Below are 15948 nucleotides of genomic sequence, written 5' to 3' on the forward strand. Positions count from 1 at the left end.
ACGCGTTTTTATAATGAGCGTCGACTTCGCCCGACTCCATGCCCGAAAAGAATCGCCCCTCCGGGCAAACCTCCAAGTCCGCATCACCCCCTCCTTCCCAGCGCCCCACGTGGCTCACATGGGTTTTGCGCCTCGTGTTGTGGAGCTTCGGCTTGCTGGCTGCGGGCGCGCTTTCGCTGCTTTTCGTGATTGCAGTGGCGCTGGCCGTGGCATATCCCAATTTGCCCGACATTTCGGAGATGTCGGAGTACCGGCCGAAATTGCCCTTAAGAGTATTTTCTTCTGAGGGCGTGCTGATTGGCGAATTCGGCGAAGAGCGGAGAAATCTCTCTCCAATAGACAGCATCCCCAAGGTCATGAAGGACGCCGTCCTCGCGGCCGAGGACTCGCGCTTCTATGAGCACGGCGGGGTGGATTACAAGGGCGTCATGCGCGCGGCACTGGCCAACCTCAACCGGGTCAAGAGCCAGGGCGCCTCGACCATCTCGATGCAGGTGGCGCGCAACGTCTACCTGAGCTCGGAAAAGACCTACACGCGCAAGATCTACGAGATCCTGCTGACCTTCAAGCTCGAGCACCTGCTGAGCAAGGACCAGATCCTGGAGATCTACCTGAACCAGATCTACCTGGGCAATCGGGCCTACGGCTTCGCCGCCGCATCAGAAGCCTATTTCGCCAAGCCGCTCAAGGACATCACGATCGCCCAGGCCGCCATGCTGGCGGGGCTGCCCAAGGCGCCGGGCGCAAACAATCCGGTGAACAACCCGAGCCGGGCACGTGCGCGGCAGCTGTACGTGATCGACCGCATGGTCGATGCGGGCTTCATCACCGAGCAGCAGGCGCAAGAGGCACGCAAAGAAGACCTGCATCTTCGCGACGGCGCCAACCCGGACCGCCTGCATGCCGAATACGTGGCCGAAACGGTGCGCCAGCTGATGTATGCGCAGTACGGCGACAGCACCTACACGCGTGGCCTGAAGGTCCATACCTCGCTCGTCGCCGCCGACCAGGAGGCTGCCTACAAGGCGCTGCGCAAGGGCATCATGGACTACGAGCGCAAGCAGTACTACCGCGGGCCCGAGAAGTTCGTCGACCTGCCCAACGCGCCCGGCGAGTTGGACGATGCGGTGGACGAAGCCCTGGCCGACCACCCCGACAACGGCGACGTGCTGGCAGCGGTGGTGCTCAAGGCCTCGCCCAAGGAAGTGCAGGCAGTTCGGGCCAACGGCGAGGCCGTCCAGATCATCGGCGAAGGCCTGCGGCCGGCGCAGTCCGGCCTGTCGGACAAGGCACAGCCCAACATCAAGATCCGCCGCGGCGCCGTGATCCGCGTGGCGCGCACGCCCAAGGATTCGTGGGAAATCACCCAGTTGCCCGAGGTCGAAGGCGCCTTCGTCGCCATGGATCCGCGCGACGGCGCTGTCAAGGCCATGGTGGGCGGCTTCGATTTCGGCAAGAACAAGTTCAACCACGTCACCCAGGCCTGGCGCCAGCCGGGCTCCAGCTTCAAGCCTTTCATCTATTCGGCCGCACTGGAAAAAGGCTTCACCCCGGCCACCGTGATCAACGACGGCCCGCTCTTCTTCGATGCCGGCACGACCGGCGGCCAACCTTGGGAGCCCAAGAACTACGGTGGCGGCTTCGACGGGCCGATGTCGATGCGGCGGGCCCTGGCAAAGTCCAAGAACATGGTGTCGATCCGCATCCTGCAGTCCATCGGCACGCATTACGCGCAGGACTGGATCACGCGTTTCGGCTTCGACCGCGAGAAGCACGCCGCCTACCTGCCGATGGCGCTGGGCTCCGGCTCGGTCACGCCGATGCAGATGGCGGTGGGCTATTCGACCTTTGCCAACGGCGGCTATCGCGTCAATCCCTATCTGGTCACCCGTGTCACCGACCACAAGGATCGGGTACTGGTCGACAAGCAACCTCCCCTGCCCAACGAAACGATGCGCGCGGTGTCGGCGCGCAACGCCTTCATCATGAGCAGCCTGTTGCAGGAGGTGGCGCGCTCTGGCACTGCCGCCAACGCGCAGCGCATGCTCAAGCGGGCCGATCTGTACGGCAAGACCGGCACCACCAACGATTCGCTGGACGCCTGGTTTGCCGGCTTCCAGCCGACCATGGCTGCGGTGGCCTGGATGGGGTATGACACGCCGCGCAGCCTGGGCGACAAGGAAACCGGCGGCGGCCTGAGTCTGCCGATCTGGATCAACTACATGCAAAGCGCGCTCAAGGGCGTCGCGGTTGCCGAAGTGGCACCGCCGTCCAGCGGCGTCGTCAACATGGGCGGCGAGTGGTACTTCGACGAATACGCGCCGGGCCGCGGCGTGAGTTCCCTGGGCGTCGATACCTCGCCTGCGCCGGGCAACGAGGCGTCTCCTGGCGCGCCTGCGCCTGCCGCGCCAGGGCCGGCACCCGAGGAGCGCAACCGCATCCTCGATCTGTTCAGGAACTAGGGCCGGGCGCTCGCCCGCGGCGCGCTATTCAGTCCGCGGAAAAGCCGAGCGGCTGCCCCGCCTGCGTCGTCGCTTCGCGCGACAGCTGGGCAAAGAACTCGGCGCCGGTCTTGGTGTCTACCCAAGCTTGGCCATCGTGGCGGTAGTGATAGCCGCCCGAGCGCGCCGCCAGCCAGATCTCATGCAAAGGCTTTTGCAGATTGATGACCAGCTGGCTGCCGTTGCGAAAGGTGATGGTGATCATGCCGCCCACGCGCTGGTTGTCGATGTCGGCGTCGGTGGCGTCATTGATGCGGTCGCAGCCGCGCTCGATGGCAGCTAAGGCCGCCTCCGCGCGGTCCATGTACTCGGGGTCGGTCATTACAATTTCGTTATGTTGAATGTCAGCCAAATTCTAGTGAGCGCCATTGGCCTTGCCGCGCTCGGGGTTGGCCTCGCTGGTTGCGGCCAGCGCGGACCCTTGTACCTGCCCACCGACCCGGCCGCGGCCTCGCGCGCCACCTTGCCGGAATTGCTGCTGCCAATCCCGCCGCGCAGCGAAAGCACCACGGTGCAGCCGCAGGGCGAACAGGCCACCAACCCTCCCAACAAGCGCAACGACACCCCGACCGGGACCGCACGATGAGCAACCCAACTTCGCCGCCGCTGCCCGGCCAACCCCATGTTGCGCGCCACGGCGATCTGCTGCAAGTCGAGCAGGTCTCGCTCGAGGCGCTGGCACGCGAGCACGGCACGCCGCTGTTCGTCTACTCCAAGCAATGGATGCTCGATGCGCTGGCGGCCTACCAGCGCGGCTTCGAAGGACGGGACGCGCTGGTGTGCTACGCGATGAAGGCCAACTCCTCGCTGGGCATCCTGCGTGTGTTTGCGAAGGCCGGTTGCGGCTTCGACATCGTTTCGGGCGGCGAGCTGGCACGCGTGCTGGCCGTTGGCGCCGAACCGTCCAAGATCATCTTCTCGGGCGTGGGCAAGACCCGCGGCGAGATGCGCCAGGCGCTGGCCGCCGGCATCGGCTGCTTCAACGTCGAGAGCGAGGAAGAGCTGGATGTGCTCAACGAGGTGGCAGTCGCCGAAGGCCAGCGCGCCAAGGTGAGCATCCGCATCAATCCCAACGTCGACCCCAAGACCCACCCCTACATCTCGACCGGGCTCAAGGGCAACAAGTTCGGCATCGCGCACGACCGCGCGCTGCACGCGTATCGGCATGCCGCATCGCTCCCGGGCTTGCAAGTGGTGGGCATCGACTGCCACATCGGCTCGCAGATCACCGAAGCCTCGCCCTACCTGGACGCGCTGGAGCGCGTGCTGGACCTGGTCGAGGCGATCGAGGCCGCCGGCATCGCACTGCATCACATCGACTTCGGCGGCGGCCTGGGCATCGACTACAACGGCGACACGCCGCCGGCTGCCGATGCCTTGTGGAAGCAGCTGCTGGCGCGCATCGATGCGCGCGGCTTCGGCGGCCGAAAGCTCATCATCGAGCCGGGCCGCTCGATGGTCGGCAATGCGGGCGTCTGCGTGACCGAGGTGCTCTACACCAAGCCGGGCGAAGACAAGAACTTCTGCATCGTCGATGCGGCCATGAACGACCTGCCGCGCCCGGCCATGTATCAGGCCTTCCATCGCATCGTGCCGGTGTCGGCGCGCGGCCAGGGCGAAGCGCAGACCTACGACGTGGTGGGGCCGGTCTGCGAAAGCGGCGACTGGATCGGCCGCGACCGCCTGCTGAATGTGCGCAGCGGCGACCTGCTGGCGGTGCTGTCCGCCGGCGCCTATTGCATGAGCATGGCCAGCAACTACAACACCCGCAACCGCGCCGCGGAAGTGCTGGTGAGCGGCGATCGCGCCACGCTGATCCGGCGGCGCGAGACCTTCGAAGACCAGCTTCGCAACGAGCTGGCCGGCAGCGACTGAAGCCTTATTTGGACAGCTGCGCGCGTGCAGCCGGCAATACTTGCGCGCGCCGCTTGGTCCAGGCGTTCCAGGCGCGCCAGGCCAGCAGCGCGCCGATGATGGCCGCGTAGACGAACACTTCGCCAAAGTCGTTCTTGCCAGCGCGCATCCAGAAGAAATGCAGCAGGCCGAGCCCGGCGATGAGATAGACCAGCTTGTGCAGCAACTGCCAGCGTCGGGTGCCCAGCGCCTTGATCGCGCGGTTGAAGGAAGTGGCCGCCAGCGGCGTGAGCAGCACGAAGGCGGAGAAGCCCACCAGGATGAAGGGGCGCTTCGCAATGTCCTTGGCGATCTCGCCCAGCTCCAGGCCCATGTCGAAGAAGCCGTAGCTCAGCAGGTGGACGCAGACGTAGAAGTAGGCAAACAGGCCCAGCATGCGCCGAAAGCGCGCCAGCGCCGGCGTCTTCGTCATCACGCGCAGCGGTGTCACGGCCAGCACGATGCACAGGAAGCGCAAGGTCCAGTCGCCGGTGGCGCGAATCAGATACTCGGCGGGGTTGGCACCCAGGCCATCGGTGAAGGCACCCCAGACCAGCCAAGCAAAGGGCAGCAAGCTCAGCAAGAAGACGACCGGCTTGGCCGCCTTGTTCAAGAGCAGCGCGTTCATATGGGCCCGGCCCTCTTCAGTAGAACTTCTTCAGGTCCATGCCGGCGTAAAGCTGGCCGACCTGCGCCTCGTAGCCGTTGAAGATGAGCGTCTTGTGGCGCTTGGCGAACAAGCCGCTGCCATCGCCGATGCGCCGCTCCGTCGCCTGGCTCCAGCGCGGGTGGTCCACCTCGGGATTGACGTTGGAATAAAAGCCGTACTCCTGCGCCGCCGCCTTGTTCCAGGCGGTGCCCGGCTCTTTCTCCACGAAGCGGATCTTCACGATCGACTTGGCCGACTTGAAGCCGTATTTCCAGGGCACCACGATGCGCACCGGCGCACCGTTCTGATTGGGCAGCACCTCGCCGTACATGCCGAAGCTCAGCAAGGTGAGCGGATGCATGGCCTCGTCCATGCGCAGGCCCTCGGTGTAGGGCCAGTCGAGAATGCGGGAGCCGACGAAGGGCATGGTCTTGGGATCGGCCAGCGTCACGAACTCGACGTACTTGGCATTGCCCTGCGGCTCGACCTTCTTGATGAGTTCGGCCAGCGAATAGCCCACCCAGGGAATCACCATCGACCAGCCCTCGACGCAGCGCAGGCGGTAGATGCGCTCTTCCTGCGCGCTGAGCTTGAGCAGGTCTTCGATACCGTACTTGCCCGGCTTCTTGACCAGGCCCTCGACCTCGACCGTCCAGGGCCGGGTCTTCAAGGTGTGGGCGTTCTTCACCGGGTCGCCCTTGTCGGTGCCGAACTCGTAGTAGTTGTTGTAGCTCGACGCGTCCTTGTAGTCGGTGAGCTTTTCCATCGTCTGCGCGCCAGGCACCGTGGAGGGCACGCCCTTGAGCGCAGCCAGCTTGCCCGGCGCCGGCACGGCAGCCAGCGCCTCGCGGCCGGCCCAGGAGGCCAGTGCCGCACCGGCTGCGCCGCCAGCCAGCAGCTTGAGCAGATCGCGCCGGCCTTCGTACACGCTGCGCGGCGTGATTTCGCTGGAGCGCAGGTGCACAAAGCCCTTGTCTGGGGAGTGAATCAGCATGGATCGCCTTTCGGTTTGATTTCGCGTCGCTTTTAGTTCGCGCCGTCCGAGCTGTTGGTTACCCGGACACGCAAATTGGTTCACAAACCAAAGGCCGGTGGGCCGCTACAACGTGCCGTAGCTGTGCAGCCCGCTGAGGAACATGTTGACGCCCAGGAAGGCGAAGGTGGTCACCGCCAACCCCGCCAGCGCCCACCAGGCCGCCACGGTGCCGCGCAGGCCCTTGACCAGGCGCATGTGCAGCCAGGCCGCATAGTTGAGCCAGACGATCAGCGCCCAGGTCTCCTTCGGGTCCCAGCTCCAGTAGCCGCCCCAGGCATCGGCCGCCCACAGCGCCCCCAGCACGGTGGCAATGGTGAAGAAGGCGAAGCCGACGGCAATGGCCTTGTACATCACGTCGTCAAGCACCTGCGGCGCCGGCAGGCGCGCAGCAATGCGCTTGCGCGAGAGGAGGATGCCGGCCGCGATCAGCGCCGAAATGGCGGCGTAGACCAGCCAGTAGCTGCCGCCGGCTTCCTGCGCGCGCTGGCGGAAGGCCACCGGCACGAAGCACAGCGCCACGCCCAGGAGCCAGATCGGCGTCAGCTTGTACCAGCGCGTCTCGGTGGCCTGCTGCTTGATGAGATAGGCAAACGCCACCATGGCCGACAGCGCGAAGGTGCCATAGCCGATGAAGTTGGCCGGCACATGCAGCTTCATCCACCAGCTTTGCAAGGCCGGCACCAGCGGCTGGATCTGCTGCGCGTCGCGCACCAGCGTGTACCAGAGCAGGAAGCCCACCGCGGCGCTCACCACCAGCATCACGAAGGCGCCCAGCGTGCGGGTGCCGTAGTGCGACTCGTAGTACAGATAGAAGACGGTGGTGATCCAGCAGAACAGCACGAAGACTTCGTACAGGTTGCTCACCGGGATGTGGCCGATGTCGGGGCCCAGCAGGTGGCTCTCGTACCAGCGCACCATGGTGCCGATCAGCGCCATGGTCACCGCCGTCCAGGCGATGCGTGAGCCAATCAGCTCCATGGTGTCGGCCTGCGAACCGCCGAAGAAGCCCAGCCAGTAGAAGACCGTGCTCATGAAGAAGAGCACGCTCATCCAGAGAATGGCCGACTGGCTCGACAGGAAGTACTTGAGCCAGAACACGCTGTCGGCGCGCGCCAGCTCGCCCTGATAGGAGACGATGCCCAGCAGCGAGGCCGCGGCCACCACCAGCCCCAGCACCGCCAGCGGCCGCCAGAACCAGCCCAGCCAGATGGCGGCCGGCATGGCGCCCAGCAAGATGGCCTTCTCGTAGACGTCCATCGCGCCGGCATAGCGCGCAAAGGCAAAGAGGCCGCCGGCCAGCACCAGCACGGCAAAGATCCAGTCGAAGGCGTTGCGGCGTGCCAGCCAGCTGTCGTTCAAGGAGAGTGTCGTGGTGGTCGTCGTCATGGCGACTGTTCCTTTTGGATGCCAAGCAGCTTGCGCTGCAGCTGCTCGAATTCGCGGTCGCTGTCCAGGGTCTTGCGGTTGACCGACATCGCCATGGTGGCGGCGGCGCCCTGCGCTTCGCGCCCCGGCGCCAGCCAGACCCACAGCCTGCGCTCGCGCACGTAGAGCATGGCAAAAATGCCCACGATCAGCAACAGGCAGCCCAGATAGACGATGTTCTTGCCAGGGGCGCGCGCCACCTGGAACACGCTGGCCTGCACCTGCTTGAAGTCGGTCAGCATCATGGCCACCGGGGCCGGGTAGAAGTAGATGTCGCTGAGCGCCAGCACGGTCTGCGTCAAATAGGCCTGGGTCTTTTCGTCGGTCGGCAGTTCGGGAAGGCCGCCTTGGGCGCGGCTCAGGTTAAGCACCTCGAACAGCACGTCGTTCAGGATGCGCACCAGCACGCCGCCGGCGCGCTCGCGCTCGCCTTCGGGCACATTGGCTTCCATGAACTCGGCAATCGCCTGCCAGCCACCCTGGCTGGTGGCGTCCGCCCTGGCCCGCTCGCTGCCGGCGAACAGGGCCAGCGCACGCGCCGCCGAAACACGCAGCTGCTCGGCCAGTTCCGGCCGCTTGGCGTCGGCCACGCGGGCGATGTAGCGGTCTACCGCCTTCTGGCGCAAGGTGCCGTCGGCCAGCGCGGCGCGCATGCGCACGAAGCCGTCCATCGAGCCTTGCTCGTCCGCCGGCACGCGCAGGTAGCGGAAGGGCTCGTTGGGCTGCTCGCGCACGCCCAGCAGGAACATCGCCTGGCCGTCGCCGGTGTCGACCGGCACCATGTAGTTCTGGTACTCGCGCGCCTGGCCCGCGGCGTCGCGCAGCTTGTAGCCGATGCTCGGGCCGATGTTGCGCAGCTCCTTTTCCTGGTTCGGCTTGTGGGCCGCACCCAGGCGCGACTCGAGTTGCTGGCGCAGGTCGACCTTGCGCACGTCCACCGCGCTGCCGCCCTGCGGCGAGCCGAAGTTCTCGACGTTGATGGTGCGCAGCGCGGTGAACTCGAGCGTGAGCTGGTCGCTGCCGTTGGTGATGCGCGCACTGGCGCCGATCGTGCCTTCGATCTCGAAGGCCTTTGCCGCCGCGCCCATCGGCACGGCCTTGAGCTTCACGCTGGAGCCGCCGTCGTCGAAGCTGGACTGGTAGATCTCCACGCCCTTGTAGCTGGCCGGATGGTTCACCTCGATGCGTGCCGGCACTTCTTCGCCGGTCTCGCGGTCATGCAGCACCACCTCGCTGGCAAAGAGCTTGGGCATGCCGGTCGAGTAGTAGTCGACGATGAATTTCTTCAGCTCGATGGAAAAAGGCAGGTCCTGCAGCAGCACGCCGCCTTCCTGGTTCAGGATCGCGACGCTGGAACGCTGGCCTTCAGGCACCAGGATGTTGCCGCGGAAGGTCGGGTTGGCCGGCGACAGCCGATGCGCCGCAGGCACGTCGGCGATCAGGCCGCCGCCGGTGTAGACGCTCTTGCCGTTGAACCAGGTCTGGGCCCGCACCACCAGGTCGCCGTCGAGCAGGCCGCCCAGGCACACCAGCACGATGGCGCTGTGCGCCGCCAGGTAGCCCAGCTTGTGGGCGCCGCCGGCGCGCGCGGCCACCATCCAGCCGGCCGCCCCTTCGGGCGCCTCGCGCTGCTGCAGCTTGACCTTCCAGCCGCCGCCGGCCAGCAGCTGGCCGATGCGCCGGGCCGCGGCCTCTGGCGTCTCGCCGGCAAGCAGGGTTTCGGCGCGCTGGCCGAAGGCGCGCAGGCTGCTGGCGCGGATGTCTTCCTTCACCGTCCGGAGCTCGCGCACGATATGCGGCGTGTTGCGCACGATGCACAAGGTGGTGCTCACCACCAGGAAGAACAGGATCAGCAGGAACCACCAGGCGCTGTACACCGAATCGAGTTGCGCCGCCCGGAACACCTGGGCCCAGAAGGGACCGAACTGGTTGACGTAGTTGACCAGCGGCTCGTGCTGCTTGAGCACGGTGCCGATGATCGAGGCGATGCAGATGACCGTCAGCAGCGCGATGGCAAAGCGCATCGACGACAGCAGCTCCACCGCCACGCGCCAGGCGTGCGGGCCGCGATGAACGCGAAGGCCGTGGGTGGAAACGGACATGCTCGATGGAAAAGAAAAAAACAAAGGCGGGCGATCCCGCTGGATCGGCCCGCCTTGTTGGGTTTGTTGTGCGGCGGTTTAGTTCAAGACCAATGCGCGCCCTGGATCAGCGCAGGCCGGCAACGTAGTCGGCCACTGCCTTGATCTCGCGGTCGTTGAGCTTGGCGGCCACGCCGTTCATCACCGGGTTGTTCTGGCGCTGGCCGTCGCGGAAGGCGACCATCTGGGCGGTGGTGTAGTCGGCGTGCTGGCCCGACAGGCGCGGGTACTGGGCGGGCATGCCGGCGCCGTTGGGGCTGTGGCAGCCGGCGCAGGCGGGCACCTGGCGGTCGGCGATGCCGCCGCGATAGATCTTCTCGCCCAGGCCGACCAGTTCCTTGTCCTTGGCGAAGCCGGGCTTGCCCTTCTTCGAGCCGACGAACCAGGCGATATTGCGCATGTCCTCATCGCTCAGCGCCGTGGCCAGCGGCTTCATGATGGGGCTCTTGCGCTTGCCGGACTTGAAGTCCTGCAGCTGCTTGAGGATGTATTCGGGGTGCTGTTGCGCCAGCTTGGGATTGGCGGCGATGGACGAGTTGCCGTCGGCGTTGTGGCAAGACGCGCAGCTCTGGCTGTTGGCCGGCGTTGCATTGAAGATGGCTTCCCCCTTGGCGAGGTCGGGCTTGGCGGCTTTGGGCGCCGCCGCCACCGCAGCGGACCCAGCGGGCGCATCGGCATGACCATCAGCCGCGAAGCTGGCACTGACACTGACAAGGGCAGTCGCGGCCAACACGGCTGCGCGCAGAAAGTGAAGCGACTTCATATCGAGGGGTTTGGTTTTAGGGCGCAAAACCTTGCGATTCTACAATGGCAACCTCATAACGAAAGCTCAGTAATGACCCCCCCGCCACACTCGCCGGCCACGCCCTCCACCGCAAAGGACGATGCCGCCGCGCGCGAGCGCGTGGCCCTGGGCTGGCTGCACACTGCCCATTTTCTGACCAGCGCCCCGCAATTGGAGCACCTGCCTACGCTCGAGCTGCCCGAGATCGCCTTCGTCGGCCGATCCAACGCGGGGAAGTCCACCGCCATCAACACGCTGACCCAGCAGACCCGCCTGGCCTTTGCCTCCAAGACGCCGGGGCGCACGCAGCACATCAACCTGTTCGGCGTGGGCAAGCAGAAGATCGACGACGCCGTGCTGGCCGACCTCCCGGGCTACGGCTATGCGGCGGTGCCGCGCGAAGCCAAGCTGCGCTGGCAGCGGGTGATGGGCAACTACCTCATGACGCGGCCCAGCCTGCGCGGCGTGGTGTTGATGTGCGACCCGCGCCACGGCATGACCGAACTGGACGAGATCCTGCTGGACGTGATCCGCCCGCGCGTCGAACAGGGCCTGAAATTTTTGGTGCTGCTGACCAAGGCCGACAAGCTGACCCGCTCCGAAGGCGCCAAGGCGCTGTCGATCACGCGACTGCAAGCCGGCGGCGGCGAGGTCAAACTATTCTCCGCACTCAAGCGCCAGGGCGTGGGCGAAGCGGCCGAACTGCTGTGGCGCTGGGTGCATCCACAAGAAGACGGCGCCGCGCAAGGAGAACCTGCAGCTGCGCCGTAGCCCGCACGGAGACAGCACGCCATGATCCAGACCTTCCAGCGCACCCTGCCCCACGGCATCACCCTCAGTTGCCGCGCCACGGGCGAAGCCGGAAGGCCCCTGATGCTGTTCCTGCACGGCTTTCCGGAAGCGGCCTTCATCTGGGACCCGCTGCTCGAATATTTCGCGCAGCCCGAGCATGGTGGCTACCGCTGCCTGGCGCCCAACCTGCGCGGCTTCGAGCAGTCCAGTTCGCCGCCCGAGGTCGAGGCCTACCGGGCGCACCTGCTGGTCAAGGACATTCTCGAACTGGCCGCGCTGGAAGGCCCCGGCGGCCACATCGACACCCTGGTGGCGCACGACTGGGGCGGCGCCTTCGGCTGGGGCCTGGCGAATGCGCATCCGGGGCGGCTGGATCGGCTGGCCATCATCAACTCGCCGCACCCAGGCACCTTCTTGCGCGAACTGCAGAGCAGCCCGGCGCAGCAGGAGGCCAGTGCCTACATGAGCTTCCTGTCGCGCCCCGATGCCGAGCAGTTGCTGGCAGAGGACGACTACCGGCGCCTGTGGCCCTTCTTCGCCGCACCGCCGGGACGCGAGTGGCTCACCGACGAGGTGAAGGCGCAGTACCGGCAGGTGTGGGATGCGGGCCTCACCGGCGCCTGCAACCTGTACCGCGTCACGCCGCTCAAGCCGGCGGCACCGGGCGAGCCGCCGCGCGTCTTTCCCGAGCTGCCGCGCGTCTTTCCCGAGCTGCCGCGCGAACGATTCACGGTCGAGCTGCCCACCCTGGTGCTGTGGGCCATGGACGACATCGCGCTGCTGCCTGGCCTGCTGGACGGGCTGGAAGATTACGTACCGAAGATGCAACTCAGGAAGATTTCCGGCGCGACGCACTGGATCGTGCACGAGCAGCCGGATCTGGTGGCGCGCGAGATCGAGCGCTTCGCGCGGCCTTCTCCTTAGAACTTAGTAAATCGTCGGCTCGCCCTCGGGGCGCGTCTTGAAGCGCCGGTGCACCCAGTAGTACTGCGAGGGCATGGCGCGGATGTAGCCCTCCAGCATCTTGTTCATGTGCGCGGTATCGGCTTCGATGTCGCCGGTGGGAAAGTCCTGCCAGGCCGGCAGCAGCTCGATCTCGTAGCCGCTTCGCGTCAGGCGCGAGAGCACCGGCATCACGATGGCGCGGCCCAGCTGCGAGAAGCGCGACAGCGAAGGCACAGTGGCCGCCTGCACGCCGAAGAAGGGCACGAAGATCGACTGGCTCGGGCCGAAGTCCATGTCCGGCAGCAGGTACAGCACCTCGCCCCGGCGCAGGCGATGCAGCACCGGCTTGACGCCGTCGGTGCGCTCCAGCGCGGTGACGTTGCCAAAGCGCGTGCGGCCCTCGCGCGCCCAGGCGTCGATCATCGGATCGCGCTGCGTCGTGTAGATCGTCATCGACGGGCGCGCCAGGTGCATGGTCAGCGTGGTGGCGGCCGCGTCCAGGCCGTAGAAGTGCGGCGCAAAAAGAATCACGGCCTGCTCGCCGTTCGCCAGCTCGCTCAGGTCCTGTTCGCTGCCCCGCAGGCGCAGCCGGCTTTCCACCACCTTGCGCGGCGCATGCCAGAGCCAGCTGCGGTCCAGCCAGGACTGCGCCACGAAGACGAAGGTCTCGCGGGATATGCGCTGGCGCTCTTCTTCCGTCAGCTCGGGAAAGCACAACCTGAGGTTGGCATCCACCACGCGCCGGCGCGGCAGGGCGACGGAATGCAACAGGCGCCCGAGCCCGGCCCCGACGCCGCGCAAGACGGGCAGCGGCAGGTGCGCGATCACCTTCATGAAGCCGATGCCCAAGCGCGCTGAAAAACTCATTGCGCGATCTCCATCTCGCTGCGCGGCTCCTTGTAGCGCGCATAGTCCCAGACGTACTGCGAAGGCAACTCGCGGATGAGCTTCTCGATGCCGACGTTCATCGCCGTGGCGGCCGCCTCGGGCGTGGCCTTGGGGTCGTTCAGCGCCGTGTCGTTCAAGGCCTCGAAACGGATGGCATAGCCCTGGCCCGGCGCCAGCCGCTCGCACGCGGCCAGAAAGACCCGGGCACCGGTCTGCTGCGCCAGGCGCGGCAGCAGGGTCATGGTGTAGGCCGGTCGCCCCAGGAAAGGCGCCCAGACGCCCTGCCCCAGCGGCGGCACCTGGTCCGGCAGGATGCCGGTGTAGCCGCCGGACTTCAGGGCGCGCATCAGGCCGCGCACGCCCATGGTATTGGTGGGCAGCATCTTCAGGCCGCGCCGGTTCTCGCGCGAGCCGGCCACCAGCTCGCTCATCCAGGCCTTGCGCGCCGGCCGGTACAGCGCGGTCATCGGGCCATGCGCATCGACAAATCGCTCACCGATCGCCTGACCCAGCATTTCCCAGCTGCCGATGTGGGGGGTGATGAAGATCACGCCCTTCTTGGCCGAAAGCGCGGCCTCCACTTCTTCAACCCCGCTCCAGCGCGCCACCTTGGGCAGCACGCTCTCACCGGCGGGTCGGCCCCACAGCCAGGGCAGTTCGGCCAGGGCGGCGCCAGCGGCGGCGATGGCCCGGCGGTATTGCTCGGGCGCGAAGCCGGCCGCCTGCGCGTTGGCCTTGAAGCGGCTGCGGTAACCCGACGACCCCCACCAAACCATCCAGCCCAAGAGCGTGCCCAGCCGATGCATCAGGGAAAGGGGCACGCGGGCAAGCAGGCGGAACAGGGTGATCATCCAAAAACGACAGGGGAAGAAAGACCGGACGCGCGCGCAGCGTATTGCTCGGGGCACTCGAAGCGCGGCTCTTATAGAATGCAAATTGTCGCCGAGTTACGGAACTACTTGCAGGGCGACGTTAAACAACCACTGCTAAAGCGTTCGCCAGAACTCCAGGGGTCGGCAAACGCGCCAATCCACCTTTTCAATAAGACGGAGTTTCAGCACATGGCGAACGATTTTCTCTTTACCTCCGAGTCGGTTTCCGAAGGCCATCCCGACAAGGTTGCCGACCAGATTTCCGATGCGATCCTCGATGCCATCTTCGCGCAGGACCCGCGCTCGCGCGTCGCCGCCGAGACGCTGACCAACACCGGCCTGGTGGTGCTAGCGGGCGAGATCACCACCAACGCGCACGTGGACTACATCCAGGTGGCGCGCGACACCATCAAGCGCATCGGCTACGACAACACCGACTACGGCATCGACTACAAGGGCTGCGCGGTGATGGTCTGCTACGACAAGCAGTCCAATGACATCGCCCAGGGCGTGGACCATGCCAGCGACGACCACCTCAACACCGGCGCCGGCGACCAGGGCCTGATGTTCGGCTACGCCTGCGACGAGACGCCCGAGCTGATGCCCGCGCCGATCTACTACGCGCACCGCCTGGTCGAGCGCCAGGCCCAGCTGCGCAAGGACGGCCGCCTGCCCTTCCTGCGCCCGGACGCCAAGAGCCAGGTGACCATGCGCTACGTGGACGGCAAGCCGCACAGCATCGACACCGTGGTGCTCTCGACCCAGCACCATCCCGACCAGAGCGAGACGCCGACCAAGATGAAGGCCTCTTTCATTGAGTCGGTGATCGAGGAAATCATCAAGCCGGTGCTGCCCAAGGAGTGGCTGAAGGAAACCAAGTACCTGATCAACCCGACCGGCCGCTTCGTCATCGGCGGCCCGCAGGGTGATTGCGGCCTGACGGGCCGCAAGATCATCGTCGACACCTACGGCGGCGCCTGCCCGCACGGCGGCGGCGCCTTCTCCGGCAAGGACCCGAGCAAGGTCGACCGCTCGGCCGCCTACGCAGCCCGCTACGTCGCCAAGAACATCGTGGCCGCCGGCCTGGCGCGCCAGTGCCAGATCCAGGTGGCCTACGCCATCGGCGTGGCCCGCCCGATGAACGTGACGGTCTACACCGAAGGCACCGGCGTGATCCCCGACGCAAGAATCGCCGACCTGGTGCAGGAGCACTTCGACCTGCGTCCCAAGGGCATCATCCAGATGCTGGACCTGCTGCGCCCGATCTACGCCAAGACCGCCGCCTATGGCCACTTCGGGCGCGAAGAGCCGGAGTTCAGCTGGGAAAGAACGGACAAAGCTGCCTTGCTGCGTGCTGCTGCCGGCCTCAAGTAGCCCGCCCCAGCAACTGCGCGACCTCCTCGTCCGAGGTCTGATCGAAGTCGCGATACCAGAGCCCGACCGCATGGAAGGGCTCGGGCGTCTGCAGGCACACCACCTCGTCGGCCACGCTGCCGACGCTGGCGAGCGCGTCGCTCGATGCCACCGGCACCGCCACCAAGATGCGTGCAGGCTGGCCGATGCGGACCGACTGGACCGCGGCGCGCATGGTGGCGCCGGTGGCCAGCCCATCGTCCACCAGGATCACCACCTGGTCTTTGATGCGCGGCGGTGGCTTGTGGCCACGATAGGCCTGTTCGCGCCGCAGCAGTTCCGCCTGCTCGCGCTGCACGGCCGAGCGCACCGCCTGTTCGGAGACGGGCCAGCCGCCGGCGACGTCCGACATCACCTGCACCCCGCCCGAAGCGATGGCGCCCATGGCGAATTCTTCCTGGCCCGGGTAGCCCAGCTTGCGAACCACCACCACGTCGAGCGGCGCCTGCAGGGCCTTGGCCACTTCGGCCGCCACCGGCACGCCGCCGCGCGGCAGCGCCAGCACGAGCAGATCCTTGCGGCCATGCCAAGCCATCAGCGCCTGCGCCAGGCGCCTGCCTGCCTGCTGACGGTTCTCGAATTTCATGGGGCAGCGGGCCCCGGCGGCCC

General features: G+C 66.4%; 15 protein-coding genes and 1 pseudogene. 7 read left to right on the plus strand and 9 right to left on the minus strand.

The features are described 5' to 3' along the window. Positions 1 to 38 precede the first annotated feature (38 nt). Complete coding sequence (locus tag ACIPRI_RS02635; protein ID WP_446588198.1) at positions 39 to 2462, plus strand: penicillin-binding protein 1A; 2424 nt, start codon at positions 39 to 41, stop codon at positions 2460 to 2462. A 28-nt stretch (positions 2463 to 2490) separates the two neighbouring features. On the opposite strand, the gene cyaY is transcribed toward ACIPRI_RS02635, so the two are convergent. Further along, complete coding sequence (gene cyaY, locus ACIPRI_RS02640) at positions 2491 to 2823, minus strand: iron donor protein CyaY (protein WP_446588200.1); 333 nt, start codon at positions 2821 to 2823, stop codon at positions 2491 to 2493. A 12-nt stretch (positions 2824 to 2835) separates the two neighbouring features. Between cyaY and ACIPRI_RS02645 the strand changes: the two are divergent. The 3 genes and pseudogenes from ACIPRI_RS02645 to lysA all read left to right on the plus strand — a co-directional run. Next, positions 2836 to 2907: pseudogene (locus tag ACIPRI_RS02645) on the plus strand (hypothetical protein); the annotation flags it as partial. 15 nt (positions 2908 to 2922) lie between these two features. Then, positions 2923 to 3087 (plus strand): LPS translocon maturation chaperone LptM, encoded by a 165-nt coding sequence (locus ACIPRI_RS02650; protein WP_446620390.1) that lies wholly within the window; start codon positions 2923 to 2925, stop codon positions 3085 to 3087. Next, positions 3084 to 4376: a diaminopimelate decarboxylase gene (lysA, locus tag ACIPRI_RS02655; RefSeq protein WP_446588202.1), complete on the plus strand. Its 1293-nt coding sequence runs from the start codon at positions 3084 to 3086 to the stop codon at positions 4374 to 4376. The genes ACIPRI_RS02650 and lysA overlap by 4 nt, the downstream gene beginning before the upstream one ends. 4 nt (positions 4377 to 4380) lie before the next feature. On the opposite strand, the gene ACIPRI_RS02660 is transcribed toward lysA, so the two are convergent. The 5 genes from ACIPRI_RS02660 to ACIPRI_RS02680 form a co-directional block, all read right to left on the minus strand. Continuing rightward, positions 4381 to 5022: a sulfite oxidase heme-binding subunit YedZ gene (locus ACIPRI_RS02660; RefSeq protein ID WP_446588204.1), complete on the minus strand. Its 642-nt coding sequence runs from the start codon at positions 5020 to 5022 to the stop codon at positions 4381 to 4383. A gap of 16 nt (positions 5023 to 5038) precedes the next feature. After that, positions 5039 to 6037, minus strand: a complete 999-nt coding sequence (msrP, locus tag ACIPRI_RS02665; RefSeq protein ID WP_446588206.1) for a protein-methionine-sulfoxide reductase catalytic subunit MsrP — start codon at positions 6035 to 6037, stop codon at positions 5039 to 5041. 105 nt (positions 6038 to 6142) lie between these two features. Beyond that, a complete protein-coding gene (ccsB, locus tag ACIPRI_RS02670) occupies positions 6143 to 7465 on the minus strand; it encodes a c-type cytochrome biogenesis protein CcsB (protein ID WP_446588208.1) in 1323 nt (440 codons plus the stop codon). Then, positions 7462 to 9606: a cytochrome c biogenesis protein ResB gene (locus ACIPRI_RS02675; protein WP_446588210.1), complete on the minus strand. Its 2145-nt coding sequence runs from the start codon at positions 9604 to 9606 to the stop codon at positions 7462 to 7464. Before ACIPRI_RS02675 ends, ccsB begins: the two co-directional genes overlap by 4 nt. 106 nt (positions 9607 to 9712) lie before the next feature. Further along, the gene (locus ACIPRI_RS02680) at positions 9713 to 10408 is read right to left on the minus strand and encodes a c-type cytochrome (protein ID WP_446588212.1); all 696 of its coding nucleotides are present in this window, start codon (positions 10406 to 10408) and stop codon (positions 9713 to 9715) included. Between the two features lie 72 nt (positions 10409 to 10480). Here ACIPRI_RS02680 and yihA point away from each other — a divergent pair, with 72 nt between their 5' ends. Together yihA and ACIPRI_RS02690 are read left to right on the plus strand one after the other, a co-directional pair. Then, positions 10481 to 11200 (plus strand): ribosome biogenesis GTP-binding protein YihA/YsxC, encoded by a 720-nt coding sequence (yihA, locus tag ACIPRI_RS02685; RefSeq protein WP_446588214.1) that lies wholly within the window; start codon positions 10481 to 10483, stop codon positions 11198 to 11200. A 21-nt stretch (positions 11201 to 11221) separates the two neighbouring features. Next, complete coding sequence (locus ACIPRI_RS02690) at positions 11222 to 12145, plus strand: alpha/beta fold hydrolase (protein ID WP_446588216.1); 924 nt, start codon at positions 11222 to 11224, stop codon at positions 12143 to 12145. Positions 12146 to 12148: 3 nt separating this feature from the next. Here the strand turns inward: ACIPRI_RS02690 and ACIPRI_RS02695 are convergent, their stop codons facing one another. Then, positions 12149 to 13033 (minus strand): LpxL/LpxP family acyltransferase, encoded by an 885-nt coding sequence (locus ACIPRI_RS02695; RefSeq protein WP_446588218.1) that lies wholly within the window; start codon positions 13031 to 13033, stop codon positions 12149 to 12151. After that, the gene (locus ACIPRI_RS02700; RefSeq protein WP_446588220.1) at positions 13030 to 13905 is read right to left on the minus strand and encodes a lysophospholipid acyltransferase family protein; all 876 of its coding nucleotides are present in this window, start codon (positions 13903 to 13905) and stop codon (positions 13030 to 13032) included. The genes ACIPRI_RS02695 and ACIPRI_RS02700 overlap by 4 nt, the downstream gene beginning before the upstream one ends. 210 nt (positions 13906 to 14115) lie before the next feature. Between ACIPRI_RS02700 and metK the strand changes: the two genes are divergently transcribed. Continuing rightward, on the plus strand, positions 14116 to 15300 hold the full coding sequence (gene metK / locus ACIPRI_RS02705) for a methionine adenosyltransferase (protein ID WP_446588222.1): 1185 nt from the start codon (positions 14116 to 14118) through the stop codon (positions 15298 to 15300). Here the strand turns inward: metK and ACIPRI_RS02710 are convergent. Beyond that, positions 15293 to 15925 (minus strand): phosphoribosyltransferase, encoded by a 633-nt coding sequence (locus ACIPRI_RS02710; RefSeq protein WP_446588224.1) that lies wholly within the window; start codon positions 15923 to 15925, stop codon positions 15293 to 15295. The genes metK and ACIPRI_RS02710 overlap by 8 nt on opposite strands. Between the last annotated feature and the right edge of the window lie 23 nt (positions 15926 to 15948).

This window comes from Variovorax sp. LARHSF232 (genome assembly GCF_052871435.1).

Bases quoted from the DNA above. Each gene is read 5' to 3' on its own strand.
- ACIPRI_RS02710 (WP_446588224.1), bottom strand. From the start codon at position 15,925: ATGAAATTCGAGAACCGTCAGCAGGCAGGCAGGCGCCTGGCGCAGGCG.
- ACIPRI_RS02675 (WP_446588210.1), bottom strand. From the start codon at position 9,606: ATGTCCGTTTCCACCCACGGCCTTCGCGTTCATCGCGGCCCGCACGCC.
- ACIPRI_RS02680 (WP_446588212.1), bottom strand. From the start codon at position 10,408: ATGAAGTCGCTTCACTTTCTGCGCGCAGCCGTGTTGGCCGCGACTGCC.
- msrP (WP_446588206.1), bottom strand. From the start codon at position 6,037: ATGCTGATTCACTCCCCAGACAAGGGCTTTGTGCACCTGCGCTCCAGC.
- metK (WP_446588222.1), top strand. From the start codon at position 14,116: ATGGCGAACGATTTTCTCTTTACCTCCGAGTCGGTTTCCGAAGGCCAT.
- yihA (WP_446588214.1), top strand. From the start codon at position 10,481: ATGACCCCCCCGCCACACTCGCCGGCCACGCCCTCCACCGCAAAGGAC.
- ccsB (WP_446588208.1), bottom strand. From the start codon at position 7,465: ATGACGACGACCACCACGACACTCTCCTTGAACGACAGCTGGCTGGCA.
- lysA (WP_446588202.1), top strand. From the start codon at position 3,084: ATGAGCAACCCAACTTCGCCGCCGCTGCCCGGCCAACCCCATGTTGCG.
- ACIPRI_RS02660 (WP_446588204.1), bottom strand. From the start codon at position 5,022: ATGAACGCGCTGCTCTTGAACAAGGCGGCCAAGCCGGTCGTCTTCTTG.
- cyaY (WP_446588200.1), bottom strand. From the start codon at position 2,823: ATGACCGACCCCGAGTACATGGACCGCGCGGAGGCGGCCTTAGCTGCC.
- ACIPRI_RS02690 (WP_446588216.1), top strand. From the start codon at position 11,222: ATGATCCAGACCTTCCAGCGCACCCTGCCCCACGGCATCACCCTCAGT.
- ACIPRI_RS02635 (WP_446588198.1), top strand. From the start codon at position 39: ATGCCCGAAAAGAATCGCCCCTCCGGGCAAACCTCCAAGTCCGCATCA.
- ACIPRI_RS02695 (WP_446588218.1), bottom strand. From the start codon at position 13,033: ATGAGTTTTTCAGCGCGCTTGGGCATCGGCTTCATGAAGGTGATCGCG.
- ACIPRI_RS02700 (WP_446588220.1), bottom strand. From the start codon at position 13,905: ATGATCACCCTGTTCCGCCTGCTTGCCCGCGTGCCCCTTTCCCTGATG.